Origin of the sequence: Pseudomonas sp. Je.1.5.c, assembly GCF_051129895.1 — a bacterium.
GTDB lineage: Bacteria > Pseudomonadota > Gammaproteobacteria > Pseudomonadales > Pseudomonadaceae > Aquipseudomonas > Aquipseudomonas urmiensis.
Genome location: NZ_JBCPSP010000007.1, coordinates 115,280 through 137,749, shown reverse-complemented (window position 1 = coordinate 137,749; position 22,470 = coordinate 115,280). Strand labels below are relative to the sequence as shown.

The following is a 22,470-nucleotide window of genomic DNA, read 5'->3' as shown; positions in this document are numbered from 1 at the left end:
AAGCAGCATCAATAACAAGAGTCGAAAAGACCAATGAAAGTCCAAGACCGCAGCGAAATCTGCTCGAAATACCTCTCCGATCGCAAGATCATCAGGGCCCTCCGGGGTGGCACCGAGGCCATGCGAAACGCCGGTCAAGACTACTTGCCACTGGAGGCAGGTGAGACCCCAGCCGCATACTCGAAACGCCTAAAACGCTCAGTACTCACGAACTTCATTGCGAGGGTTGTGAAGAATTTGAGTTCAAAGCCTTTCTCGCGCCCTGTGGGTGTCACATCTGAGGGGCATCCGGAGCTTGCAGAGCTTTTCGCTTCTGATATCGACGGCAAAGGAACCTCGGTGAGCGCTTTGGCGAGCGTAGTGTTTCAGGATGCGCTGTGGAATGGCACGTCGTTCCTGTGTGTCGATGCGCCTGTTGATGGTGGTCAGCCCTATGTGTACTGGCTGTCGGCGGATGACATCCTGGGCTACAAGCTCGACGAAGATGGCCGCCTGCTGGAGATCAGAATCTCGGAAGTGGCGGCTGTTGAGGATGGGGAATGGGGTGAGCGGAATGTGGCCCGCGTGAGGGTATTCAGGCGCTCTGGGGGGAAGGTGCTTTGGAGCTTGTACCAGGAGTCTGAGGGTGCCGATTACGCACAGGTTGAGCCGTGGCGCGACTTCGGCCTGCAGGAAATCCCGGTCATTCCGATTCACTCAAATCCTGCCGAGACTCGCGGGACGCTGTTCTGTCCGCCGCCGATGATCGATCTTGCTCACATGAACGTTGCTCACTGGCAAGAATTTAGTGACCAACGAAACATTCTTCACGTTGCCCGCGTGCCAATACTATTTGCCTCGGGTGTTGAGGAAGGCGTTGAGATCAAGATCGGTGTCGATAGTGCGATCGTGGCCAACGCCGGCAGTGATCTGAAATTCGTGGAGCACAGCGGAAATGCCATAAATGCCGGACGTCAGAGCCTGCAAGACCTGGAGGGCCAGATGGCGTCTTATGGGATAGAGATGCTGCAGAACAACGGAGTCGTCGAGACAGCCACCGGCAGGGCCCTAAACGCTGGTGAAAATAACAACCAGATCGCGAGCATGGCCACGGCCACCGCATCGGCTATCGCGAAGGTTTTTGAGATGTTGGCCAGGTTCTCGCGGGTGAGTGCTGCATCGTTCAGCGTCGACATCAACACCGAGTACGGCATCAATGCGAGCACTGAAGAACTGCAGGCCCTGGCAACCGCTCGTGCGAATGGTGACCTGAGCCAGTTCGAATACCTGGCAGAGCTGAAACGCCGGGGCGTGCTCCGGAATGACTTCAATCAAGAAGACAACGCCGATCGCCTGGCAACTGAGTACGTCGCCGCTTGATGGTTTGATGTCAAAGCGCTGCTATTCTGCGTTCTCCAACCTGGAAGGACGCAGTTATGTACCCAGACGCTTTCGAACCCGGAGAGAAAACCGTATACGGTGACGACTACACACCTGCTGATTGGCGGGCGTTGCAGGAGTTTTCTCAGGACAACCCAGGCCATTACACCATGCCTTGCTGCGGGGCGCGTGCAATCCCCAAGACCAGCCCCAACGGTGTCCATCACTTCGCTCACTACGGCAGCGAGTGTGCGAATGCCCCAGAAACGATCTGGCACCAGGAGGCGAAGGACTTGGTAATCGGGTCAATCAAGCGTCTTGGTCTTGAGGGTGTTCACGAGCTTTCTGGTGGCACCGGGAAGGATCGATGGCGCGCAGACGTAATGCTCACATCCCCCACAGGCCCCGTAGCGGTAGAGATCCAACGTTCGCATCAGCACATCCGAGACTTCGTCCGTCGAACTGAGCGATACACCCGCCACGGAATTCGTTGTGTCTGGATCGTGCGGTTCGACCAGTTCCAGTCCTTGGTTAAACGCATATTCAATCAGCGTTATCGTGCTGAAGTGCACCATAAGCGGAGCCTAGAGGAGCACGAGACCTTGGTGGCCATGCCTGATTTCTTCTATGCCAGCCTTTCGACCAATGAAGGAAATACAAAGATCGGAATCCCCAGGGGCGTGTTCACCCTCGATGAATACATATCAGCTGTCTCCGACAACAGGTTCGTATTCAACGGTGATAGGTGGGTGATACAAGATCTTTGAATGCAAAAAGCCCCGCGAGCTGGCGGGGCTTCTGGGTTGGCAAGGATCAGGTCTTTTCTCGCAGCTTATTAAATCTCAAAACCCTGGACGTTTTGAAAGGGCTATCTTGACTGGCTGAGAATAAAAATATCGCCATGAATACTAGAAGGTATTGGTGGTCGTTCAACACAAGTCCCCCAAAATAATGGAGAAAGATCTTGCAGAAAGTCGTAATTACTAGCGACCAGATGCAGATATCGGAAATGTAGTTCGTGAGCATCCATGCTTTACCCGACTTTGTGGTGGGGTCGTAGTTCGCTGAGCGACAACTAATACAAGTTATAAGTAGGAAGATGTCTACTAAAATATAAAGGCTCATTGTTTTTATTCTCTTGGGTGGTTCTATATATTAACGCATTGGAGCAATGGGTGGTGCAATACCCCAAGCCCGGATATACCTTAAAGTAGTTTGCTGTCAAACGGCCTGCTGTTATAATGTCTTCCTACCTAACAGGAGATGATGCTGTGACTTTGGTGATCGCAGGGCACTCGTTGCTCAACATGGGTTTCAGTCGTTTGGATAATAAGTTCTGCGAGGGAATCTTCTTCGTCTCTGACAGCAGCATCACACAAAAGGGTACAACGCTAGTCAGTGGCTTCAAGAAAGTTGTCGAGATGCCCATCCGTGTAGCCGGGGTGAACTTTCTAGAGGAAACGTTTCAGGGTTATCATGGCTACAGATACGAAGGTGCTTGCGCTATCGCATTCGCTGGCAGTACCTTGGTAGCCCAGCACATTCTGAATTCGATTCGGAACCATTTGGCTGATTTGTATCCCACTTTTCGAGATGGCAGGTACCAGTTAGCAATGGTCTGCGAGGGGAGTAAATTCCTCCATGGTGACTATCCGACAGATATGTTTTTGCAGCGGGATATTAGCCCTAGCAGCCTCTTATCAGCGCAGCTGATTGCTGATGTGGTAGAACATTCAGTACAATCAACTCTGAATCAGGCAAAGAAGCATCAGAACATGAATCATATGTTCTCTGCTTACCAGGCCTATTTTATTCTTGGCATCTGCTGCCCTAAAACAAAAAAATACCATATTTATCAATATGAGATTTTGCCAAGCGATCCAGACGGCGCTGTTGTATCGATGAAGGAAATTCCTGAAGGCCAGGTAGCTGTTATTGGTATGCGCAAGCTCCATGAGCAAGATGCCAACGATACATTCGCCAAGGCAGTGGCTGACGGTAATACCACAGCGCCCGTGATGTTTGATTTTCTGGCCAATGCCATCACAGCTCAGAATGAAATTGGGGTCTTTGATATAGGCTTCCCTGCTTTCCTCTACACGCTTGAGCAGAGTCGCTTGAGTAAGCCCAAAAGGCGTGAGTCATAACCACAGATCCCCGCCAGCCCGAGATCCGACACCCAGAGCAAGCGGCAACTAGCCTGGGTAGTGTTGTTTGGTTAAGAAAAACCGCTTGTAAACAAAAAGCCTCCTGGCGGTGGCATTCTCATCCAGTGTTAGTTCGCAGAAGGTGCTCTCAGTCCTAATGAACAGAATCGTCTTCGACTTGAGAGTTCCGGATTTTGGCTCGAACAGTTTCCAGGTCTGACCCCGTCGGCACATCAACACGCTTCAGAGTCTTAATCCGGCCACGTCCGAAGTTCTTCCTTAGCTCGTAGATGTCCAGGATTTCGTCGTTGTTGCCGTAAAGCTCTTGGATGTAGTGGATCTCAAGGCCATTGCCTAGCATGGTGGGCGCGTCCTTCATGTTTTTCTCTCTTATTATTATGTGCTGTGGGTGGATTTGAAAACAAAGACAAGGTTCAAAGGCCCAGGTCAGCGCCGAGCTTGTGGTCTAGATACTGGCGCAAGTGCATTTTTGTAGTGTCCAGCATATAGGCCTGCGCCAGTTTTTCTTTCAGGGCATCGAAGTAGTTGCTCCGGAACTGATATGGCCGATCATATGTTTTATCGTATGATATACGGCGTACCTCATCGCGACCAAGTTCAACGATCGCTGCCTGAACAAGCGGAAAGCTCTCGGATAGGATGTGATGCGCACTTCTTTGACGCTCCTCTCGCCTTTGCCTTTCATCTTGACTCATTGACGGCAGATCCATGATGTTTAGAAGTGGGGCTGTGTGAAGAATCGTTCGAGCGTATCGCAACACGCTACACTCTTCGCCTGGCTCTTCCTTAGCATCCAAATCCTCTTTAACTTCTATAGCCATGGACTGGAGATCCTCGGCAATCCTTTTCGACATCGCGTCAAAGACACCCTTCAGGGAAGGGGGAAGACTTTCGCAAATGTCATTCTGGGGTTGTAGGGTTACGAAGAAGTCGAATCTAGTATGATCATGAGGCATGGAGTTTATCTCTCTTATTATGTGTTCTTCTTACTTTAAGAGTACTGGTTGTGCATACAGTTACGCAATAGGTCAAGGAAAATATTCTCGACTCGTACAACAACTATCAGGATAATACTTGCACGCTATCCGAGCTGGGATTACATTTCATAGCACTTACTAAAACGGAGCATCACCAATGTCAAAAGCAGCCGAATACCGGGCCCTTGAACGCCAGATCGCCGAGCAATTGCAAGCGCTGGAAGCTCTCAAAGGCAGCGAAGCCCTGCAGCGGGAGCTGGAGTTTGAAGACAAACTGCGCAAGCTTCTCGCCCAGTACGGGATGTCTCTGCGCAACGTCATTTCGATTCTCGATCCAAAGGCTGCTGCGGGTGCTGGAGCTGCAGTTAGCGTCAAGGCTGACGGGCGTAAGGGGCCGCGTGCGCCGCGAGCAGTCAAGCGCTATCTGAACCCGCATACCAACGAAGTGGTAGAGACCAAGGGTGGAAATCACAGCACCCTCAAAGCCTGGAAGTCGGAGCATGGCGCTCAAGAAGTCGAAAGCTGGCTTCAAGCCTAAGGAATAGGTATGTCTGTGAAAAAATGGTGGGCAGCTCTTTATCTAGTATCGGTATCTAGCCTTGCTCAGGCCCAGCCAGCCTTGTACGGCGTCACTACCGGACAAAGCTTCGAAACAGCAAAGAAAGAGCTGGCTTTCTGCGATAGCTGTCGCGCCGAGTTCAACGAGCGGCCAAAGACGGTTAGCCATTACACTGTCTATCTAAATTATCAGAAGGAATTTTATAGCAACACTCCAAATGCTGGTGTGAATTTCAATAGACCTTGGGAGGCTGTGTTCGTAACAATAGGAAAACAGGGCCAAGTCGTATCCGTGCTTAATCAGATACACGGAGATGAAGCAAAGGTCGATGGTTTCATAGCGCAGCGGGCTAAAGAGTCGGGCCTGAATTTGGTTTCAATCAATGAGCGGCTAGAGGGTCTACCGGCTACGACCTTGATCAGTGGCGGAAGGAACAAGACATCTACACTAGACGATAAAGATGCTGCTGGTCAGCAATTCAGAATTTCGAAGGTAAAAGCGCGCAGCGGTCTCTATCTTGTTAGCGCCTCCTACACTGACTTCGATCTTTATCATCAGTTGCTCGGCAGCACTCCTCCTCAAGCGGTGGCTGAGCGGGACGTTGGCTACACGTTAGCGAAATTGTCTAAAATGCAGCCGTTGAAAATAGCTTTTGGCCCAGAAACGCAGAGTGCAGCAGGTAAGCTAACAGTTAATGGTTCGAATGTGTCGCTTAACGGAAGTGCAGTCTATCAAGATGAGTACGACATCTCCGGGATCGCCAAGCTGCCTGGGGCTGGTGATAAATTCATGCTCGCAATCGAATCGGGTGGAAACTCATGCTCTGGTTCTATGAGCAAAATCCTAACCATCACTGCAGGCCAAACCCAGGTCTCTGATGAGTTTGGTTTTTGTGCGCCTCCCGCTGTCTATGATGCTAAAGATTTTGATTCGAGCTTCGTAATGGTCTTCGAGTCCGACAATCCCGAATATGCCGACGATAAGCAAGTGTTCCTGATGCGCTGAGTCGGCCCTTGCCTCGTTAAATAGTTGTTGCGCTCTCTTTTGCTCCCTCCGCATAGTGACAGTATGCAAGGGCATAACAACAAGAGAGCGCACCATGAACATCAGCAAAATCTACGCAGACGCCAAAGCCGCCATTGAATTCTCATCCGGCACGTACTTCCTTTTCCAAATTACTCCCCGAATCGAGGATTTCTGCGTAGACGAGTGCTTCCGCTTAGCACAGCAGGACACCCGTAAACCCTCCGACCGCCCTGATCTCAAGCAGCTCCCGAAATGGCAACAGCTTTGCGCAGCTGCGTGCATGACCGAGTTTCACGCCTGCCTCTCACGCATCGCCCAAGAACGTCTGGAACGACTTAAAACTGCCTAATCCTTAACACCCTAGGGCCTGGCCACCCGAGCTGGGCCCTTGACATTCCCACCCCCAATTGCCAATCTGTCAATAACTGCCATAATATGACGGACAGGCCATGCTCACCTACATCACACCCCGTGACCGCCTGCTGCTCAAGCTTTTGAAGCCAAAAGTCGCGGCGTGGCGGTGGTTTGCTAGGGCCAGGGGGCTCATGAGCATTTCTGCTGAGAGCCATGAATTCCTTGAGCGAGCCTTGAACGAGCAAATTGAGAATTACGATAGGTTCTCAATGGTCGGCGGCTTCAAGTTCCAGGACGGGCAGTACCTGCTTCAGTTGCAGACGGCGGATGGCGTAGTGAATCGCTACTGCTCGTCTCTGCTGGAAGTTGCGGTGATTGTGAGCTTTAAGTTCAAAGTTTGGAGCGGCCCTGTGCTGAGTTTTACTCCTCCGTTTTCGACAGCAGCTCTTAATGCCACCAGCCCTAATGACTTTATTGCCAGGTTTCTAGGGATGCTGCGAGAGGAGCGGCTTGATCAACTTCGACGGCTCTGGCTCACATATCTGACTACTGAGCGGGATAGCGATTCTTCCAGGCGCTCACAGGTTAAATGTATTGCGGGCATTCTTTCTAGGAATTACGAGTCTGCTCACGCCGGAGCGGATGTTGGCGAGAGGTTTTCTGCCGATCTTGTAAGCTTGGGAATCGATAAAAAAAAGGCTTACGACGATATCTTCGATTTGATGCACCCTTTGATTCTAAAAGAGTTGCAGCTGGATAGGCCTCACGCTTATCACCTGTACCCTGTTTGTGAGAGCGAAGATGAATTGCGTCGACTCCTAAGTGGGGATCTGGGGTTCCTTCGCGGCAGAGTGGCATTGATGACTGCTGAACAGAGGGAGTACACGTTTGGCTCGGAGTTGGGGCTATGATGTACCTCCAAAATATCATCAGGTTCTGTTCCCCAGCTGCGAGCAGATTTGAGGGTGGCAACTACTATTTCGATGATTGCGAGTTTGGCACTTTCATTGAGTTCTTTGATTATGTGTCCCAGGTTTACTCATTCTCTGAAACAACAGTTCACGTAGACTGGGAGTTTGAATGCCTCAGCAGCATCGCTCATAGCATTTCAGACGAGCAAGCAAATCTTGATGATGTTGAGTTTCTGTGGCATCTGCTAAATACGGTGTTATTCGAAGACCTGGGTCGCAATGAAGCCCTAGATACAATCATGTCCAAAGCTTACTGGGCTCTCAAGAATAGCGATATCGATGCAGCCTGTAGTGCGCTGAGTGACTATGCACGACATGCCACTGGGAGCGAGAATGCGACTGTCGCTAGTTAGGTATTTGCAATGGGTATTCCCAGTAATGCTAAGGGCAGAAGACGGCTATGTAGTCTATGAGCGCCTTAAATACAGGTCTGAGCGTGACCTGATTGTTGTTTTGTACTCAAACTTCCTAGCGCTGCCAGCGAGTTATTATCGCGAGCGAGGGTTTGATAAGGTTTGGGCTTTGGTTGACTCGATTGCTGAAGAGGACTTGCTCTTTCATGAGCTCGGGAATGAGGTTGCTGGGATTGCCTGGCGGCTGGGGTTTGTGGAAAGACTAGACAAGATTCTCATTGTCAAAGAAAATGCCGCAGATGAGTATTACTGGGGTCTGTCGGCTGTGAATGACCTGGCTCTCATTAAGTTTGCCCTTAAGTACATGGGCAAGTTTGCAGATATGATTTACGGAGGGAGTATGAAATCACTTATCCAAAGCTTTCATGATAAAAAGCGGGAGGAGTTTATTCGTCGATATCGTCTCGTTAATCCAGAGCGTGCAAATATTCTTGACGAATGCAAGACTGAGTCAGAGTGTGACAAGTTCTTGCGCAATGATAAAGAGTTCATGCAGATTCTTCGCCAGCGCCTAATGGATGTCGGTAAGTTTGAATCCATTGACTATCTGACTGGTGCTGACCTGGGCAAGTGATTGGTTGAGAGAAGCGCTTTACCGAAGTTTTGGGAGGTCAGACAGGCGGGTGGTGTAGTAAGGGCTCAGATGGCCGCGTTGCATGCTCCAGGGCATCTCACCGATTGTCGTGGCTGAACGCAGAGAGCCTTTGCCGAACCTGGCATTGATCGCGTCGAGCACCCTGGCCCTGGGACTCTGTGAGCTGACCGAAGCGAACATGTCCTTAGTCAGGTCTTCTGGCTGACAGATCTCGCTCAATGCCACTGAGGACTTTGCATAAACTGCATTTTCGTCGAAGATTTTCTTAGCCAAAGAAACAGCCGCACCCTGGAGCGTAATGGTGTCGTCAGTGTGCTGCTGCAGTCTAGCGGTCGCTGAGGAGTACGCATCACTGAAGCTTTCAGCCGTGGCTTTCCTCACGATTAGAGCGACATCAATCTTCCGACACACAGACCCCTGGGCTCGCAGTTTCTCGGCTGCGCGAGCTACGTAGCTGGCAATCGACTGCTCAATTGGCTTCCACCCCTGTTGCCGGCTTCCGAATGCACGTGAGCTGATGATTTGTTTTTTCTTCGGGGCATTCAGCTCCAGATCGTTGCATGGGATGCCCCGGAGCTCCAGGATTGTTCGCTGGAGAACGACGCTGAATTCCTTTCCCATCGCCTGGTCATCGCAGCTTGCCAGATGCCAGGCCGTGACAATGCCTCTAGCCTTTAGCTTTTCAGCGTACCGACGCCCAATCCCCCATACCTCATCGACGGGAGCCCGTTTGAGCAGCAGCTCATGGCGCTTGTCATCAAGAACTACTGCGACACCACTTAGTCCCTTCCAGTTTTTCGCAGCCCAGTTCGCCAGCTTGGCCAGGGTTTTTGTCGCGGAAATGCCTACACCGACCCTGATTCCGACCCATCCCCACACTCTGTTCCTGAGCTCTTCGCCGAACCCTTGAAGCCCAGCAATACCCGTGAGATCGGCGAACATTTCATCGATCGAATAGACCTCCAGCTCGGGCACCATGTCCGCAAGGGTCATCATTACTCTGTTCGATAGGTCATCGTAGAGGGTGTAGTTCGAAGAGAACACATGTACTCCTTCATCTCGCAGCCGCTCCTTCAGCTTGAAATGAGGGTCACCCATTTTGTACCCCATCTTTTTCGCTTCCATGCTCATGGCGATCACGCAGCCATCGTTGTTGCTGAGCACCACGACTGGCTTGCCGATCAGGTCTGGACGCCACAGGGGATGAGATTCACACGACGCATAGAATTTGTTGCAGTCCACAAGCCCATAGACCTTCCGGGCATTTGCGCTCAAACGCCATTCCGGTTTTAGAACAGGCGCGTGCATGCGATCAACACTCCGTGAAAAACCCATTCTTCCCCGTCTCCAGGTCTGATGGGTCTGTAAGCGCTGTTGCCGGCGAGGAGCACTGGGCCGTGGTCATCTTCGGATAGCAGCTTCAGCGTGTTTTGACCGTCGATGCTGATAACAACGATCTTCCCTGGCCGTGCAGGCTCATTGCGGCTAATGACAGCGACATCGCCTGGCTGGATGCCGTAGTCGATCATGGAATCGCCATCAATCTGGCACAGATAGCAGTAGCGCGGATCTAGCTTCACAACGTCATTCAGCGTCAGCCTGTCTTCGACGTAGTCGAGCGCCGGGGATGGGAAGCCCGCCTTGAGCTTGCAGAGCTGCAGGGGCAGCGGGATTTGGCTGAGCGACAGATGTGGGAGTTGAGTGAGCATAGCGATGCACTACGGATAGTTAGCTGGACATATATACAGTGTCTTAGGCTTGCTTGCCGGTCAAGCCAAATCCGCCAGAACGGATATGGCTAGGCTTATTAATAAATGCCATGATATTGATTTTTATGGCGCTCAATGCTAATAATGAAGAATAAAAATAATAAGAATGAGCACCCGAAATGACAGCGAATCCATTGATCGAGCTAGTGCTGGTTTGCGACGAATCCACCCGGCACCTTTGCGCCATTTATCTCTGCGGTGGGTTCGATAAGGCAAAAAACTTTTACCCAGGAGCGTCTCATTGTTTTCGCGGGAAACGCCAGAAGGCCCTTCAAGAGTGGGGTATCGAAGCAGAACTTGGAGACCAGCAGCACTGGCAGATTTTCAAATGCATGGTCAGGTACCTGCTGAGCTCTGGACGATTCAAATTCAGACACACGACTTATAAATTCTGCGTCGACACCTTCGACGAAGAGACTCTGAACTCCTTAGTTTGGGAGGTTCTGTCACAAATTAACGAATGGTGAGATATGTCAGAAGCAGCTGAGCTAGTCTTTCAACACTTCAAAGCCCGCAACCTCCGTGGGCTCCAATCCATCCGCCACCATCTGGACAAACACGAGCTGCAAGCTGGCACTGTCCAGCTCTTGGCCGACATCGCAGATCACCTGCACGCCCTTGGCTTTGATGGCAAAAGCAAGCCTCTGGACGATGGGCATAGGGAAATGCTGCTGGAGCTTGCGACGATGATCGGGCCGGTTGCAGTGCTGCTGGGCACTCAGCGGAATGCTCCGATTTCCGCAGACTACGAGCTTGTGCGCTGCTTGCTGAACCAGCTTGTGGAGCATCAAGACGAGCTGATCATTGAGCAAATTCCGGCTGCTCTGATGAACTCGCAGTTTCATGTGGGGATGCTTCTGGTTAGGTTCTATTTGCATAAGCTGCCTGCGGGCCGGAAGCCGCAGCGAAAGCTCACGGCGGTGGAGTTGTACCAGGCGTTCGAGGCGTTGGATGAAGTTGTCCCGTTTAATAGCCAAGGTGACGAGGAACTGGCTTCACTGGAGATTATGCGACTGATGTTGGACACGGGCTTTGTTCACAACATTCTGTATCGAGCCCAGACCGGAAAGTTCGTACCAAGCCAATCGTTTTACGATGCACTGAATCTGCTTACACCATCTGAGCAGCAGTTTCTCAAGCTGTTCCATGCCCGAAAAAAAGCCTGAAAAATATTTGCATTTGTCCCCCTTTGTGTGTTTGGCATTGATATAATTAAGACATAACGATAAGAAAACAACGTCCTTGGGGGACTAAATGTTTCAGATGCACAAGCTGGTAAGCCTTATTCGCTTCGGCGAAGATGAAGTTCCACCTTTGGACTTCAACACCCTTGCAGAAAACCCCGCCTTCCTTGACTTCGTTAAATCTCACGTAGAGAAAGAAGTCGCTCCTCTCAAAAGCAAGAACGCCGAGCTTTTGAACGAGAAGAAATCCCTGGCGGAGCGAATGAAGGCATTTGAGTCAGGCATCCAGGAAAAAGATGATCTGGAGGCTTTGAAGACCGGCAAGCTCGACCTTCAGGCTCTGCTCGACAAGCGCATCAATGCCAACAGCTCTACTTGGCAGGAAAAACTGGCAGCTGAGCAAGCTGAAAAAGAAGATCTGCGCAAGGCTGTTGATGGGGAAAGGCTTAAACTCAAGCAGTTCCAGATCAAGCAAAGCATCGGCCAAGTGGCGCTAAAAAACGAGTTCTTCCATCCTTCGGCGCTCGATGATTTGATGTCCGTTGCAGGCAACACTTGGCAGCTCAATGACGCTGGGGAGCTCGTAGCGCGTGACTCAAGCGGGAACATTGCTATCGGTAAAAACGGCAGGCCCCTGACCCCAGACGAGTGGATTTCCGGGCTCACAGCAACGAAACCGCACTACTTCAGGCAAATGCCAGGCTCCGGCTCCAGGGGCGTCACAGGAGCTGGAAAAGCCATCAGCACTGCAGAATGGCAACGCACCCTGATCGCGGCAAGCGCAGAAGAAAAGAAAGCTTTGCTCGCAAAAAGAGCATCAGGCGAGATCGTCATCAACTGATTCACTTCGGGGCTTCCGAGCCCCTCCGGTTGTGCCGGAACCATCGAGCCTTGTGGGCTGATGCTGCATCAAAACCTCCATATCCATCACCAATAAAAATATAAAAACAGGTGAAGTAATGACTGCAATGCTCCCTCTCGTGTCGCTGATTCGCTTCGGCAACGACACTGAAGCCCTCATGACAGAGGTGATTCTGCCCCTGGCCATCGATCGACTCTACGGCCAGCTGACAATGCCAAATCTCGTCAGCATCAACACCGCCGACGAGTCGAAAAACCATGGTGACACTATCCGGATCGCGAAGCCGATCGAGTTCTCGGATGCCGATGATCACCCGACTGACTCTGCCGGTTCCCAGTCGGAAGACATCACCGCTGGCAAGATCGATGTGAAGCTGGATCGTCATCTGTACAAGCAGTTCGCGATGAAAGACGCCGAGTTCCTGGCTCACGCAAACTCGCTAACACTTCCGTCCGCTGCAGAAGCTGCCGTTGATGCCCTTGGCCGAACTATCAACAAAATTCTGTTCAATCTGTACAAAGACGTTCCGTACATTTCGGGTGATCCGACATCGCCGGCAGGTCGCGACAAACTGGATTTGATCAATGCTCGCAAGGAGATGCAAAACCGAAAAATCAAAAATGGCCGCAACATTGTCCTGACTTCGGACACTGAAGCTGACCTGCTGATGGAGTTCTCGAAGATCAACGAGACCGGCGACGCGAACGTGGTTAGTCAGGGTCTGATCGGTCGCAAATACGGGTTCGATCTGTACTCTGACGTTCAAGCTCCGTACCACGTCGCAGGCTCTGCGGCTGCTAACGCCGGGATGACTCTGTCTGCCCAGGCAGTCGCTGGTTCCACCACGCTCGCCCTGGCTGGTGTGGACGGTGCAACGTTCCTGAAAGGTGACGTGATCTCTGTTGCCGGAAGTCCCCAGACTTTCGTAGTCACCGCTGACACCACCGGCGCTGCAGTCCCTGTCTATCCCGCAGTGCTGGATGCCATTGCAGCTGGCTCAGCTGTGACCGTGCTTGGCGATCACCCGATCGACCTGGCCTTTACCAAGTCCGCATTCCTGATCGCATTCCGCAATCTTGAAGTGCCTGAAGACGCTGCGGGTGTGAACATTGCGCAGATGACTGACCCACGCACTGGCATCTCTCTGCGTATGCTCCGCTGGTACGAGCCGCGCACTGAGTCGACTCAGTGGAAGTTCGAGACGCTCTGCGGACTTAAAACCGTATGCCCGGAACGTGCCCTTCGCCTCGGCGGTCACTGACAGAGACTGGGCCCTCCGGGGCCCTTTCTTCAGCTCGTTAAGCACTATTCGCCATAATATGTTCCACGTGGAACACCCTACGATTTGAGAACAAAAATGAAGCGCGAAGTATTGGTAAATTCACTGCAGTTCGGGGATCACAGGGTGTTCGTGGATGCCGGGTCGAGAGCTGAAAGTCATTGGCTTGGCCTGGGGTACCTGTACGTCGGCGGCACTGTTGGATCTACTCCTGGCGAACCTGAGCCTGCAGCTGAAAAGCCGAAGCGTCGGGGCCGGAAAGCTGCCGTGGAGACGACTGGTGATGAGTAGGCGTCCAGGTTTGTTTACTGCCCAAACGCGTGAAAGAGAGCCGCTGCCGATCGTGGCGCCTGCTGAGCTACTGGGGCGGAAAGGGCTTTCGGGGTCTGAAGTATTGGTGTCTGAGCCATGCGAATCCGAGGCTGTGTATCTCTTCTGCAACTCTCTCATTCACGTAGCCGCTGGCGGTGTGGTTAGCACTGATTCACCGCCTGTGGATGCGCGTGGGGGCACCTTCATCGCCGTTGACAGGGGGGCGGTGCTGCAGGTGCGGCTGATGGAGGGCGTCGATTCAGCTACGTGCTGGATTCACGCAGTCAAATGATTAGAAAGATTGGGGCTGCGGCGATCTTGGGGGTGCTCAGTGTGGGCAGTCGACGTTTCGCCGGCACGGCGCCTTCGATTCCCGACAATGCAGTGGTTTACGAGATCGGCCAGGGTGTGTTTGAAGCTGAGAGAACAGATAGCGGTGAAGTAATCATTTATGAAAACGATCAGTGAGCTGCCCGCCTGGGCTGGTGATGTGTCGATGCGCCTGCATGCGCACAGGCCAGGTGCGTCGGAGTCTGTGAGCATTGGGGATGTTGCGGCCAAAGCTGTAAAGGTTGGCGACATCGTTCTGAAGCCGCGTGGAACATACGAAGGACTGCTGGAGTGCGACGGAGCGTATCTGTACGACGACGGCCTAGATGATCTCAAGACTGCTCTGAACTTCGAAGAATACGGGGCTACCAGGGTTGCGCTGAACGAAAATTCAGAGGCCAGGTTTGGCACTGATCTCTACTCTCGGGTATTTCGAAGCGGACAAGCGACGCTAGCGAAAGCTGAAGGCAACTGGCATGTGTTCCAGACTGGTATCCCGACGCCCAGCATTTATCCAGAAAGCATGACTGTTTTCAAAACTGCCAGTCACATTTACTACGGCACCGGCGGGACAGTGTTTCAAGACATCGGTGGCGTAGCGCTCAATGCGACCTTTGAAAGTATTGCCGGAGCAGCTGAATCGATCTACGGCTACACGATTCTTGCCGTTGTCGAGTCGGGTGTTCTGACAATCTACAAAGAAGATGATGGGGCCACATTCGTCAGCTCGGGAACCATCGCTGCTGACGTGTTGAAGCCCATGAAGTTCGTCGAGTGCGGTGATGTGTATGCTCAGTTAACGATTGCTGGTGTTCAGGGCATCTACAAGCTGGTGTTCGATGATAGCCAGATCTCAACTGTACTGATGTTTGAGATCGATGCTGACGTTCAACATGAGTGCATCGAAAGCGCTGGATTTGGCGCGGCATACATATACACAAGCAGGAATGCCCTTGAATTCCGGACGCTTGAGGATGGGTTCAGCTTCCCGATCAACCTCCCTCCGTTAATGAGCCTGAAGCGTCTGGTGGCGGTCAACAGCAGCACTGGCACAAGCCTGCTCGTCGCCGTCCCAGAAACCAGCACCTCCTCAATGATCTCTTTCGACAGTGGCGCCACTTGGTTGCAGGCTCCGGTCATGTCGGGATACGCAGACGCTGACTTCGATGCCCTGAGCAACGAGTTCGTCTTCGTCGGTGGCCAGGGCTCGACCGGATCGCTAATGGGGCAAAGCGGCAGCATACAGACGAACACAGCCAACTTCGGGCCTGGCTTCGCGCTCATCCTGCCGAACCTTCAACGCCCTGAAAAAAACCTGGCTTACTACATAAAGAAGTGATGACCATGCGTGCTTACTACAACGATTCGGGCTACGTCTTTCGCATCACTGATGCTGACATGCCGGGCCTCGAATACCTTGAATTTTCAGAAAGCCCCGCGATCGCAACCAGCCTTGGCCAGGGCCTGGTGCCTGTCGTACGCAATGGCCAGGTAGTTTTCGAAGCCAATCGCGCAGCTTTGATGAAAGCTGTAAGAGACAGGCGATGCGAGCTGCTGCAGGAAGCTGACGCCAGGGTATCTGTGCTAAATGACCAGGCTCTCATCGCCGGCACCCAGTTCGACAAAGAAACCCGCCTGGCCCTGGCGAACTACAGGCAGGCACTGCGCGACATCCCGGAGACCTCTAATCCATCAGCGGTGGTTTGGCCGCAAAAGCCTTGGTGAGGCCCAGGCGCGCTGGCAGAATGAGATCAGACGGTTCGGTGATTCATATGGAGGTGCGCGTGCGGATTTTAAGGGTTTCGGTTTTTGGTGGTTTGATGGTTGCTGGCACTGTTGTTCACGCTGAAGAAAGGCTGTCTTCAGAGTCCTGCAATAACGTGTTCAGCGAACTGAGGTCGCAGCACCCAGCTTCAGAGGCTTCTGCCTTAATTTCTACGCTAACAACCCTTTCCGGAGCGTCGATCTTTCGCTATGTGTCAGGGGCTGACTCAATCATCACTGACATGAAAAAAAACTTTGGCCCTACACCCTTTGTCACCGAGCTCGATGCAGCAAGAGATAAGCTAGATGAGCAGCAGAAAAAGTACTGGCTTGCCAAGGCTCGGTACGAGGAGTTCCTGGTACGACGAGATACAGAAAAGTTCTTTGGGGCGAAATCAGAATATAAGCCCCTATCTTCCAAGATCGCCAGATGCGCAAGCCAATCCATTTATTTTGGTAAAACCAAACCTGGCCAGTACGACGCACTCACTAAGAGCTCATTTAAGAAAGGTAGGTTCGGTCATTTCACAGTCGGAATGAATTCGTGCGAAATAAAATCTAGCGTGGGCACGAACAATAGGTTCAGCGAACCCGACTCTTGGGCTGGGTCGAAATTCGTTGTTATTGACGCCACATTCAAAAATGAAGATTCTGAAGGTCGACTGCCTTCTGAGGGTAGCTTGATAATAATCACTCCGGAAAAGAAGGAACTTCGTTACGACACGACTGAATCTGTTATGCAGAAGGGCTATGGCATCTACTTCAAGTCTGTGAATCCGCTGGTTACGATGCCAACAAAAATCGTCTATAGAATCCCAGCGGAAATTACCGGAGAGGTGCTCTGGGAGCCAGGTCGTAACCCAGAAGGTAAGAAGCTGTGGTGCACATTTTCCAAGTCGGAAAATAATACATAATAGAGAACACATTGCGCCATTTGCTAAATGGCGCATGCTACAATCAGACATAGGCCATAGAGCCCTTTCTGACAATAATAAGAAGAATGATAAATGTCAGCCACTCCCCCGGCGCCGACAAACGCCTCCAACTTGGTTATTTCCCTGTATGCCCTGATCCCCCTGTTATCACTGGTGGTTTCAGGTGTCTGGGCTTATTCAGGTCTCGATAAGAAAATCGAACTCCTGGATCAGCGCGTCGACATCGTCTCAGCTCAAATCCAGACTTATCAGATTGAGCGCAAAGAAGACAGCAAGCGCATTGAAGACAAACTCGACAAGATCAGTGTGAGGATTGATGCCCTGATTGTTAAGGGGGTGTCGAAATGATTGCAATCGTATCTGCCATCTTCGGATTCCTGGGGCCGTTTGTTCCCAAGATCTTCGACATGTTCCAGTCTAAGCAAGACCATGCTCAAGAAATTGAGTTGATGAAGCTGCGGATGGAAACAGCCTCGTCTGAGCACATGTGGAGGCTTGAGGAAATTAATGCCAAGGCTGACATTGCTGAAGCTGTCGCAGTGCACAAGCCTGAAGAGTCATACGCGGATAAGCTAATTTCGAATGTCGGGGGTGGGTCGCTGCCTGGATGGGTCAAGGCATACGTGGCTCTGATCGGTGTCCATGTCGATTTTGTGATTCGTATGTGCAGGCCGTTGATCACGTATTTGATGGTCGGCTTTTACATGTTCTACAAGATCGCTGTGTTTCATGCATTGCAGAGCATGGGGATGACGGGCTTCGAAGCGCTGAAAGGCAGCTGGACTGAGTTTGATGAAGCCATGCTGGCCGCAGTCATCAGCTTCTGGTTCGGCGGTCGTATCCTGCAGCGTCATATGAAGGCCAGGTAATGGCTAGGTCGCTGCTCGAAGAAGCAGTTGAGATCGCGGCCAAGCTTGTCAGTCGTCCGGAGTTTGATGGTCTGCATGACCCTGACCGATCAACAGCTGTAATCGAGCCCTATTACGATCCGGTCGGCCTGCCCACGATTGGTTATGGGCATCTGCTTTCTCGCACTGCATGGACAGCTCTGGATCAGTTTCCTGCGATCTCTATTGCCCAGGCTGAAGCGCTGCTACGAGCTGACCTGATGAAGGCTGCTGGTGCAGTGATGCGCCTGGTGAGGGTCAAGCTCAATGCGAACCAGATCGCGGCCCTGATCGATTTTGTATTCAACGTTGGCTCTGGAAATTTCGAGATCTCGACCGTACGTAAGGTTATCAATCGTGGGGATTTTGCTTCGGTGCCGGCCCATTTGATGCGTTGGGTATATGCGAAAGGTGTGAAGCTTCCGGGCCTTGTGAAGCGTCGCAAGGCTGAAGCTGCGCTCTGGGTGGCATGATGAAAAAGGTCTCGGCAAAGAAGGTCATTAGTCGACAGATCCAGCTTCGTGGGCAGTACACGCGCATTGCCAGGGGAGCTGTTGCTCAGCTCTACCAGCTCAGATCCCAGGTCGCAGAAGAGTTGAAGGCTGACGTGAAGCCAGGCGGCATCATGACTGCGTATAAGTTGAAGGCGAAGCTCAAGAACATCGACAGAGCTATCGATGACCAGTACTCAGCCATGGAGCGTGATCTCGTCGATGAGCTGAGCCAGCTTTATAAGTCACAGGCTGACTGGGCTGGAGAAGTTTTTGAAGTAGACATTGGCGGTGCGCAGACCAGCGATGAGTTCATCCGGAGCTTCATCGAGTCCGATCCCTTTGATGGCAAATTACTCAAGGAATGGATCGGCGAGCAGAGCCTGGCTACGACGAACGCGGTGAAGCGGGCCGTGCGGTTGGGTGTCATGAATGGGCTGCCCTTGAGCAAGATTGTCGATGCGGTCGTCAGTGACCCAGTGAATCCATTCAACGCCTCCAGGCGCAATGTGGAAATCCTGGTGAGGACGGCGGCGGCTCATGTGACAGCCAATGCAGACATGATCGGATTCCAAGAAGCTGGGGTTGATGAGTACCAACTCAGTGCGGTGCTGGACACTCGAACGACACTCGCGTGCGCTGCGCTCAACGGCGAAAGATTCAAGATCTCAGATCCTAAGCGGAAGGTTCCCCCGTTTCATCCAGGTTGCCGCACGACGATGATCGCAGTGTTCGACCCGGATGATGATCCAGTGCCAGACACGTTCGACGACTTCCTGAAGGGACTGGATGAAGATGATCAACTGAAGATCCTCGGCCCAACCAGACTAAGGATGTGGAAAAAGGGGATGCCTTTGGACGGGTTCGTTGATCAAGATTCCTATCACGTCATTCCTCTCACTGAAATGAAAGGACTATCACTGTCATAAAAAGCGTTTCTCTTAACCAAAAGATCTTACAGTCACCCTCAATGGTCTCTGTCCTTTTATAAATAGAAGGAGGGGTTGAGGGTAAGGATCCTAGGGAGGGAGCCCATAGACCCTTTTTTTGGTTAAGAAAAACTATGTACTCGACATTTCAAGAATACGTCACCGAATTCGGAGATGATGACCTCCCGATGGGGGGCGAAGCCCGTGTGGTAAGAGCCATCGAGAGAGCATCCAGGGATGCCAACAGCTACATCCTCGCTGCTGGCTTAGACACCCCTGTGATTGACCCAAACGCTATCCTAGACCTTCAGGGCCCGATTCTGGATATCGCTAGATACCTGGTATACGACAACCCCTCGGAGGCCATCACGAATCGATACAAGAACGCCATTGAATGGCTGGTCGGCCTCGGCACGGGGCGAAACAGGTTGAGGGTGGCCGAGAAAGAGACCCGGAAGTCCGGATTTCATAACGTCAGGCTCGTGCGCTCATGATTACTGCTGCATCCCAACCAATCACACTGGAAGTGTCCACAGCGGCACTCCAGGAGCTGATCCAAAAGGTCAAGCATCTCGGGCCGAGCAACGCTCACGTAAAAAAAGGTCTCAATCAGATTGGCGTGAGATGGGTAGCGAGGGTCAAGGTCTGCTTTCAGCGTTCGATCGACCCTTACGGCAAGCCCTGGGCGCCAATCACCCACAGACAGGGGCAGCCACTACTCGACACCGGGCGTCTCAGGAATAGCATCAAGCACAACGTCCGAGGCACTAATCTCGAATTGGCTTCCAACCTTATATATGCCGACAACCATCAGTACGGCATAACAGTAAAGCAACGTCGCTTCTTACCAGACAAACAGGGTCTCCCAAAAGCTTGGTTGGCAGAGTACGAAAAAATACTCATCGAAAACTTAGAAAACGCCCTCAAGACCACCTCGGTTGTTGTAAAATAAGAATAAAACATGAATATCACTGAACACCTAGAAGCTTGTAAAGCCCTGATCGAACAACTACCTAGTCAGCCCAAGGTTCAGCTCTTCTCTGGCACACTGACAGCTGAAAACATCAAAGATTTAAGCTTGGATGGCCAGAGATGCTATGTGTTGCTCGGGTGCGGTGGTGGCCCAATACCCCCAAAGAAAGAACGGATGGGTCTGGAATGTGATGCTGTTTTTGGTGCATTTGTTGTGGCCAAATCTGACCCTGATACAAAAGGCGTAAGCCGACAGGCAATGACAACAGCTAACGAGATTCTCATAGCCTTTGATAATTATCGCGGCAACATTAAAACCAATCCCAATCTTCCTGAGCTCCAGTTAATCGAAGAGCTATTCTCAGGGATGAAAGGAAATACCAACTTCTCTGCATGGCAGGTTGTTTGGACGCAAAGAATAAAGCTCTCCTAATCCATCACCACCAATAAAAATGACAAAGGTGCATGAAATGCCTGTACAAACTATCGACACATCCATTGGCTGGATCGGCAACGGTGCTATCTTGATTGCCAAATTGGATTCAAATGACTTGCCGGTCGGCGGCTTCTACGCTGTTGCTCATTCTTCGTCTGCAGTTTTAGCTCTAACTAGCGACAAAGTGGAGATGCAAGATACCACCTACGGCACGTTGGCTACCGCAAAGTCACGGGTGATCAAGAACACGGGCGAGCTCACGATCAATGCCAAGGACTTCAACGTTGAAGTCATGAAGCTGGCACTGTTCGCAGACGCCATCAAAGACGCTGCAGCCGCTGAAAAGACTTGGACAGGCAAGGCATACCTGGGCCGCAGCGTCGTCGTGCCCGGCATGATTGCATCTGTCACATCTATCACCATGGGCGGGGAAGTCCTGGATGAAAGCGCCTACCGCGTCTCCGGAGGCTCGATCGAGTTTGACTTGGCAGCTGGCTTCATCGACGGCGCCGAGGCCACCGTCGTGTATGCCACTAAGGCCTCGACTCGCCTGGAAGGCCTGATTAACTCGAACGTCAACGTGCAGATCATCTTCGAAGGCGTGAACCTGGGCGAAGAAGACCAGGCGGTGAAAGTGACCTACCATAAGGTCTCCCTGAGCCCGGCAGCTCAGCGACAGCTAATCACCACCGACTGGGGCGACCAGGAGATCAAGGGCACACTGCTTGCGTCCAAAGCCGTGAGCGGCAGCGGGCTGTCTAAGCTATTCAGAGAGGAATACGCTTAACGCCGCGCCCGCTCAAGAATGGGCGATGACACCGGATCACTCACGCGGTATTTTGTCACCCAAGAATGGAGGCTTGGGTTGCCCCATTGGTACCGTGCGGAGCATTACGTGGGCAAGAAATACTCTCATTACAGCGATCGACGCGTGCAAGAAGGAATCGACAGCGGCGAATTCAATGTTGCCACAGTCGGCCTCGTCCGAGATGGTGCTGGTCAAATCGTGAAGCATATTACCGGCCATCCCGCAGGTGTGATACCACAAACTCTAATTCAGGTTAATAACAACATCGTATTTGAAAACAATCTCGATGATTTTTTCAATATGATGGTTAGCGAAAGAGAGACCGTGCTCTTCTCAGATCTTGCGAAAGAGTATGCGAAGGTCATGCGAAAATTGATTCATTATAGGGATCTTGGGGATAATCTAACAGACGTCTTGAATTCGAGCCTGGACACCGCTACGGAATTCGATCTAACCATTGATGACTTCATGGAATCCGCTGATTCCATTTTGAAGTCACCAGAAAGGAACGTGACGACGCTAGATAGGCTAGCCAACCTGATTTTTATCCGAGTGTTTAGTGGCTATCTGAAGTACAGGTCAAAGTTCAATGACGATCACAATTCCAGGCAGATGCTCGCGAAGCTTGAGAGGCAAACACGCTCAGTTTATCAGCAGTTGGTCATCAGCGGATCTGGGACAGAGATGAACTTGCGCGATTCGCTGTATGCGCATTTATACCTGGACAAAGAAAGGGATATTAAATTAATAGATAGGCTGGTGGAACATGATGGTCGCTGTGGTTCCGCACTGGACTTCTTCGAGTCTTATCGCGATGAGTGCATTCGGAAAAAGCCTAGCTACCCTAATGACGATTATATAACCAATCTGCATACATTCAATAAGGCTTCTGTAGACACAAGATTGGAAGTCGCGTTAGGTTTGGCTGGCGTTCTTGATAAAATTGCCAATATCAAGAACATAATTTCAGAGCTGGAGGTCGCCGGTGAGATTTCCGAGGCTGATATAGACCGTGAGTCAGGAACTATTGAGTCCCCTTTTTCTATATTCAGAATAACGCAAGAAAATTCGAAGCCGGGCGCGTAGCCCG

29 protein-coding genes are annotated in these 22,470 nt (G+C 51.6%); 25 read left to right on the top strand and 4 right to left on the bottom strand.

What is annotated here, in order from left to right; translation table 11 throughout:
* Positions 1–33 precede the first annotated feature (33 nt).
* From AAZU54_RS08515 to AAZU54_RS08505, 3 genes are all read left to right on the top strand, one after another.
* On the top strand, positions 34–1,359 hold the full coding sequence (locus AAZU54_RS08515) for a DUF4055 domain-containing protein (protein ID WP_434726992.1): 1,326 nt from the start codon (positions 34–36) through the stop codon (positions 1,357–1,359).
* Positions 1,360–1,415: 56 nt separating this feature from the next.
* A complete protein-coding gene (locus tag AAZU54_RS08510; RefSeq protein ID WP_434726991.1) occupies positions 1,416–2,126 on the top strand; it encodes a competence protein CoiA in 711 nt (236 codons plus the stop codon).
* Positions 2,127–2,630: 504 nt separating this feature from the next.
* Positions 2,631–3,506, top strand: coding sequence for a hypothetical protein (locus AAZU54_RS08505; protein ID WP_434726990.1), 876 nt, complete (start codon positions 2,631–2,633; stop codon positions 3,504–3,506).
* 154 nt (positions 3,507–3,660) lie between these two features.
* Here AAZU54_RS08505 and AAZU54_RS08500 read toward each other — a convergent pair whose 3' ends face one another.
* Both AAZU54_RS08500 and AAZU54_RS08495 read right to left on the bottom strand, forming a co-directional pair.
* Positions 3,661–3,885, bottom strand: coding sequence for a hypothetical protein (locus tag AAZU54_RS08500; protein ID WP_434726989.1), 225 nt, complete (start codon positions 3,883–3,885; stop codon positions 3,661–3,663).
* Between the two features lie 55 nt (positions 3,886–3,940).
* Positions 3,941–4,348, bottom strand: a complete 408-nt coding sequence (locus AAZU54_RS08495) for a hypothetical protein (protein ID WP_434726988.1) — start codon at positions 4,346–4,348, stop codon at positions 3,941–3,943.
* 313 nt (positions 4,349–4,661) lie between these two features.
* Between AAZU54_RS08495 and AAZU54_RS08490 the strand changes: the two genes are divergently transcribed.
* The 6 genes from AAZU54_RS08490 to AAZU54_RS08465 all read left to right on the top strand — a co-directional run bounded on the left by AAZU54_RS08490 (position 4,662) and on the right by AAZU54_RS08465 (position 8,401).
* On the top strand, positions 4,662–5,042 hold the full coding sequence (locus AAZU54_RS08490; protein WP_434726987.1) for a histone-like nucleoid-structuring protein, MvaT/MvaU family: 381 nt from the start codon (positions 4,662–4,664) through the stop codon (positions 5,040–5,042).
* 9 nt (positions 5,043–5,051) lie between these two features.
* The gene (locus tag AAZU54_RS08485; RefSeq protein ID WP_434726986.1) at positions 5,052–6,068 is read left to right on the top strand and encodes a hypothetical protein; all 1,017 of its coding nucleotides are present in this window, start codon (positions 5,052–5,054) and stop codon (positions 6,066–6,068) included.
* A gap of 94 nt (positions 6,069–6,162) precedes the next feature.
* The gene (locus AAZU54_RS08480; RefSeq protein WP_434726985.1) at positions 6,163–6,438 is read left to right on the top strand and encodes a hypothetical protein; all 276 of its coding nucleotides are present in this window, start codon (positions 6,163–6,165) and stop codon (positions 6,436–6,438) included.
* A gap of 100 nt (positions 6,439–6,538) precedes the next feature.
* The gene (locus AAZU54_RS08475) at positions 6,539–7,354 is read left to right on the top strand and encodes a hypothetical protein (RefSeq protein ID WP_434726984.1); all 816 of its coding nucleotides are present in this window, start codon (positions 6,539–6,541) and stop codon (positions 7,352–7,354) included.
* Positions 7,351–7,767, top strand: coding sequence for a hypothetical protein (locus tag AAZU54_RS08470; protein WP_434726983.1), 417 nt, complete (start codon positions 7,351–7,353; stop codon positions 7,765–7,767). The genes AAZU54_RS08475 and AAZU54_RS08470 overlap by 4 nt, the downstream gene beginning before the upstream one ends.
* Complete coding sequence (locus tag AAZU54_RS08465) at positions 7,748–8,401, top strand: hypothetical protein (RefSeq protein WP_434726982.1); 654 nt, start codon at positions 7,748–7,750, stop codon at positions 8,399–8,401. Before AAZU54_RS08470 ends, AAZU54_RS08465 begins: the two co-directional genes overlap by 20 nt.
* 18 nt (positions 8,402–8,419) lie before the next feature.
* On the opposite strand, the gene AAZU54_RS08460 is transcribed toward AAZU54_RS08465, so the two are convergent.
* Complete coding sequence (locus tag AAZU54_RS08460; RefSeq protein WP_434726981.1) at positions 8,420–9,730, bottom strand: Y-family DNA polymerase; 1,311 nt, start codon at positions 9,728–9,730, stop codon at positions 8,420–8,422.
* The gene (locus AAZU54_RS08455) at positions 9,712–10,131 is read right to left on the bottom strand and encodes a LexA family protein (RefSeq protein ID WP_434726980.1); all 420 of its coding nucleotides are present in this window, start codon (positions 10,129–10,131) and stop codon (positions 9,712–9,714) included. Before AAZU54_RS08455 ends, AAZU54_RS08460 begins: the two co-directional genes overlap by 19 nt.
* A 530-nt stretch (positions 10,132–10,661) precedes the next feature.
* On the opposite strand from AAZU54_RS08455, the gene AAZU54_RS08450 reads away from it, so the two are divergent.
* The 16 genes from AAZU54_RS08450 to AAZU54_RS08375 all read left to right on the top strand — a co-directional run bounded on the left by AAZU54_RS08450 (position 10,662) and on the right by AAZU54_RS08375 (position 22,466).
* A complete protein-coding gene (locus AAZU54_RS08450) occupies positions 10,662–11,357 on the top strand; it encodes a hypothetical protein (protein WP_434726979.1) in 696 nt (231 codons plus the stop codon).
* 88 nt (positions 11,358–11,445) lie between these two features.
* The gene (locus AAZU54_RS08445; protein WP_434726978.1) at positions 11,446–12,216 is read left to right on the top strand and encodes a hypothetical protein; all 771 of its coding nucleotides are present in this window, start codon (positions 11,446–11,448) and stop codon (positions 12,214–12,216) included.
* Between the two features lie 118 nt (positions 12,217–12,334).
* Positions 12,335–13,498, top strand: coding sequence for a P22 phage major capsid protein family protein (locus AAZU54_RS08440; protein WP_434726977.1), 1,164 nt, complete (start codon positions 12,335–12,337; stop codon positions 13,496–13,498).
* Between the two features lie 597 nt (positions 13,499–14,095).
* A complete protein-coding gene (locus AAZU54_RS08435; protein ID WP_434726976.1) occupies positions 14,096–14,296 on the top strand; it encodes a hypothetical protein in 201 nt (66 codons plus the stop codon).
* Positions 14,280–15,497 carry a hypothetical protein gene (locus AAZU54_RS08430; protein WP_434726975.1) on the top strand — a complete coding sequence of 406 codons (1,218 nt, stop codon included), beginning with the start codon at positions 14,280–14,282 and terminating at the stop codon, positions 15,495–15,497. Before AAZU54_RS08435 ends, AAZU54_RS08430 begins: the two co-directional genes overlap by 17 nt.
* A gap of 5 nt (positions 15,498–15,502) precedes the next feature.
* On the top strand, positions 15,503–15,883 hold the full coding sequence (locus AAZU54_RS08425) for a phage tail assembly chaperone (RefSeq protein WP_434726974.1): 381 nt from the start codon (positions 15,503–15,505) through the stop codon (positions 15,881–15,883).
* 20 nt (positions 15,884–15,903) lie between these two features.
* Positions 15,904–16,836, top strand: coding sequence for a hypothetical protein (locus AAZU54_RS08420; RefSeq protein ID WP_124355845.1), 933 nt, complete (start codon positions 15,904–15,906; stop codon positions 16,834–16,836).
* A 93-nt stretch (positions 16,837–16,929) separates the two neighbouring features.
* Entirely contained in the window at positions 16,930–17,205 is a 276-nt protein-coding gene (locus AAZU54_RS08415; protein WP_179179368.1) for a hypothetical protein, read from the top strand.
* The gene (locus tag AAZU54_RS08410) at positions 17,202–17,726 is read left to right on the top strand and encodes a hypothetical protein (RefSeq protein ID WP_434726973.1); all 525 of its coding nucleotides are present in this window, start codon (positions 17,202–17,204) and stop codon (positions 17,724–17,726) included. The genes AAZU54_RS08415 and AAZU54_RS08410 overlap by 4 nt, the downstream gene beginning before the upstream one ends.
* Positions 17,726–18,217: a lysozyme gene (locus AAZU54_RS08405; RefSeq protein WP_124355847.1), complete on the top strand. Its 492-nt coding sequence runs from the start codon at positions 17,726–17,728 to the stop codon at positions 18,215–18,217. The genes AAZU54_RS08410 and AAZU54_RS08405 overlap by 1 nt, the downstream gene beginning before the upstream one ends.
* Positions 18,217–19,164 (top strand): minor capsid protein, encoded by a 948-nt coding sequence (locus AAZU54_RS08400; protein WP_434726972.1) that lies wholly within the window; start codon positions 18,217–18,219, stop codon positions 19,162–19,164. Before AAZU54_RS08405 ends, AAZU54_RS08400 begins: the two co-directional genes overlap by 1 nt.
* A gap of 134 nt (positions 19,165–19,298) precedes the next feature.
* The gene (locus tag AAZU54_RS08395) at positions 19,299–19,658 is read left to right on the top strand and encodes a phage protein Gp36 family protein (protein WP_434726971.1); all 360 of its coding nucleotides are present in this window, start codon (positions 19,299–19,301) and stop codon (positions 19,656–19,658) included.
* The gene (locus AAZU54_RS08390; protein WP_434726970.1) at positions 19,655–20,116 is read left to right on the top strand and encodes a phage virion morphogenesis protein; all 462 of its coding nucleotides are present in this window, start codon (positions 19,655–19,657) and stop codon (positions 20,114–20,116) included. The genes AAZU54_RS08395 and AAZU54_RS08390 overlap by 4 nt, the downstream gene beginning before the upstream one ends.
* A gap of 9 nt (positions 20,117–20,125) precedes the next feature.
* Positions 20,126–20,569, top strand: a complete 444-nt coding sequence (locus tag AAZU54_RS08385; RefSeq protein ID WP_434726969.1) for a hypothetical protein — start codon at positions 20,126–20,128, stop codon at positions 20,567–20,569.
* 37 nt (positions 20,570–20,606) lie between these two features.
* A complete protein-coding gene (locus AAZU54_RS08380; protein WP_434726968.1) occupies positions 20,607–21,359 on the top strand; it encodes a hypothetical protein in 753 nt (250 codons plus the stop codon).
* 108 nt (positions 21,360–21,467) lie between these two features.
* On the top strand, positions 21,468–22,466 hold the full coding sequence (locus AAZU54_RS08375) for a hypothetical protein (RefSeq protein WP_434726967.1): 999 nt from the start codon (positions 21,468–21,470) through the stop codon (positions 22,464–22,466).
* Positions 22,467–22,470: the final 4 nt, after the last annotated feature.

Excerpts from the sequence above, each read along its gene's own strand:
- AAZU54_RS08515 (WP_434726992.1), top strand. The coding sequence starts at position 34 with ATGAAAGTCCAAGACCGCAGCGAAATCTGCTCGAAATACCTCTCCGAT.
- AAZU54_RS08510 (WP_434726991.1), top strand. The coding sequence starts at position 1,416 with ATGTACCCAGACGCTTTCGAACCCGGAGAGAAAACCGTATACGGTGAC.
- AAZU54_RS08500 (WP_434726989.1), bottom strand. The coding sequence starts at position 3,885 with ATGAAGGACGCGCCCACCATGCTAGGCAATGGCCTTGAGATCCACTAC.
- AAZU54_RS08495 (WP_434726988.1), bottom strand. The coding sequence starts at position 4,348 with ATGGCTATAGAAGTTAAAGAGGATTTGGATGCTAAGGAAGAGCCAGGC.
- AAZU54_RS08490 (WP_434726987.1), top strand. The coding sequence starts at position 4,662 with ATGTCAAAAGCAGCCGAATACCGGGCCCTTGAACGCCAGATCGCCGAG.
- AAZU54_RS08485 (WP_434726986.1), top strand. The coding sequence starts at position 5,052 with ATGTCTGTGAAAAAATGGTGGGCAGCTCTTTATCTAGTATCGGTATCT.
- AAZU54_RS08480 (WP_434726985.1), top strand. The coding sequence starts at position 6,163 with ATGAACATCAGCAAAATCTACGCAGACGCCAAAGCCGCCATTGAATTC.
- AAZU54_RS08475 (WP_434726984.1), top strand. The coding sequence starts at position 6,539 with ATGCTCACCTACATCACACCCCGTGACCGCCTGCTGCTCAAGCTTTTG.
- AAZU54_RS08470 (WP_434726983.1), top strand. The coding sequence starts at position 7,351 with ATGATGTACCTCCAAAATATCATCAGGTTCTGTTCCCCAGCTGCGAGC.
- AAZU54_RS08465 (WP_434726982.1), top strand. The coding sequence starts at position 7,748 with ATGCGACTGTCGCTAGTTAGGTATTTGCAATGGGTATTCCCAGTAATG.
- AAZU54_RS08460 (WP_434726981.1), bottom strand. The coding sequence starts at position 9,730 with ATGCACGCGCCTGTTCTAAAACCGGAATGGCGTTTGAGCGCAAATGCC.
- AAZU54_RS08455 (WP_434726980.1), bottom strand. The coding sequence starts at position 10,131 with ATGCTCACTCAACTCCCACATCTGTCGCTCAGCCAAATCCCGCTGCCC.
- AAZU54_RS08450 (WP_434726979.1), top strand. The coding sequence starts at position 10,662 with ATGTCAGAAGCAGCTGAGCTAGTCTTTCAACACTTCAAAGCCCGCAAC.
- AAZU54_RS08445 (WP_434726978.1), top strand. The coding sequence starts at position 11,446 with ATGTTTCAGATGCACAAGCTGGTAAGCCTTATTCGCTTCGGCGAAGAT.
- AAZU54_RS08440 (WP_434726977.1), top strand. The coding sequence starts at position 12,335 with ATGACTGCAATGCTCCCTCTCGTGTCGCTGATTCGCTTCGGCAACGAC.
- AAZU54_RS08430 (WP_434726975.1), top strand. The coding sequence starts at position 14,280 with ATGAAAACGATCAGTGAGCTGCCCGCCTGGGCTGGTGATGTGTCGATG.
- AAZU54_RS08425 (WP_434726974.1), top strand. The coding sequence starts at position 15,503 with ATGCGTGCTTACTACAACGATTCGGGCTACGTCTTTCGCATCACTGAT.
- AAZU54_RS08420 (WP_124355845.1), top strand. The coding sequence starts at position 15,904 with ATGAGATCAGACGGTTCGGTGATTCATATGGAGGTGCGCGTGCGGATT.
- AAZU54_RS08415 (WP_179179368.1), top strand. The coding sequence starts at position 16,930 with ATGTCAGCCACTCCCCCGGCGCCGACAAACGCCTCCAACTTGGTTATT.
- AAZU54_RS08410 (WP_434726973.1), top strand. The coding sequence starts at position 17,202 with ATGATTGCAATCGTATCTGCCATCTTCGGATTCCTGGGGCCGTTTGTT.
- AAZU54_RS08405 (WP_124355847.1), top strand. The coding sequence starts at position 17,726 with ATGGCTAGGTCGCTGCTCGAAGAAGCAGTTGAGATCGCGGCCAAGCTT.
- AAZU54_RS08400 (WP_434726972.1), top strand. The coding sequence starts at position 18,217 with ATGAAAAAGGTCTCGGCAAAGAAGGTCATTAGTCGACAGATCCAGCTT.
- AAZU54_RS08395 (WP_434726971.1), top strand. The coding sequence starts at position 19,299 with ATGTACTCGACATTTCAAGAATACGTCACCGAATTCGGAGATGATGAC.
- AAZU54_RS08390 (WP_434726970.1), top strand. The coding sequence starts at position 19,655 with ATGATTACTGCTGCATCCCAACCAATCACACTGGAAGTGTCCACAGCG.
- AAZU54_RS08385 (WP_434726969.1), top strand. The coding sequence starts at position 20,126 with ATGAATATCACTGAACACCTAGAAGCTTGTAAAGCCCTGATCGAACAA.
- AAZU54_RS08380 (WP_434726968.1), top strand. The coding sequence starts at position 20,607 with ATGCCTGTACAAACTATCGACACATCCATTGGCTGGATCGGCAACGGT.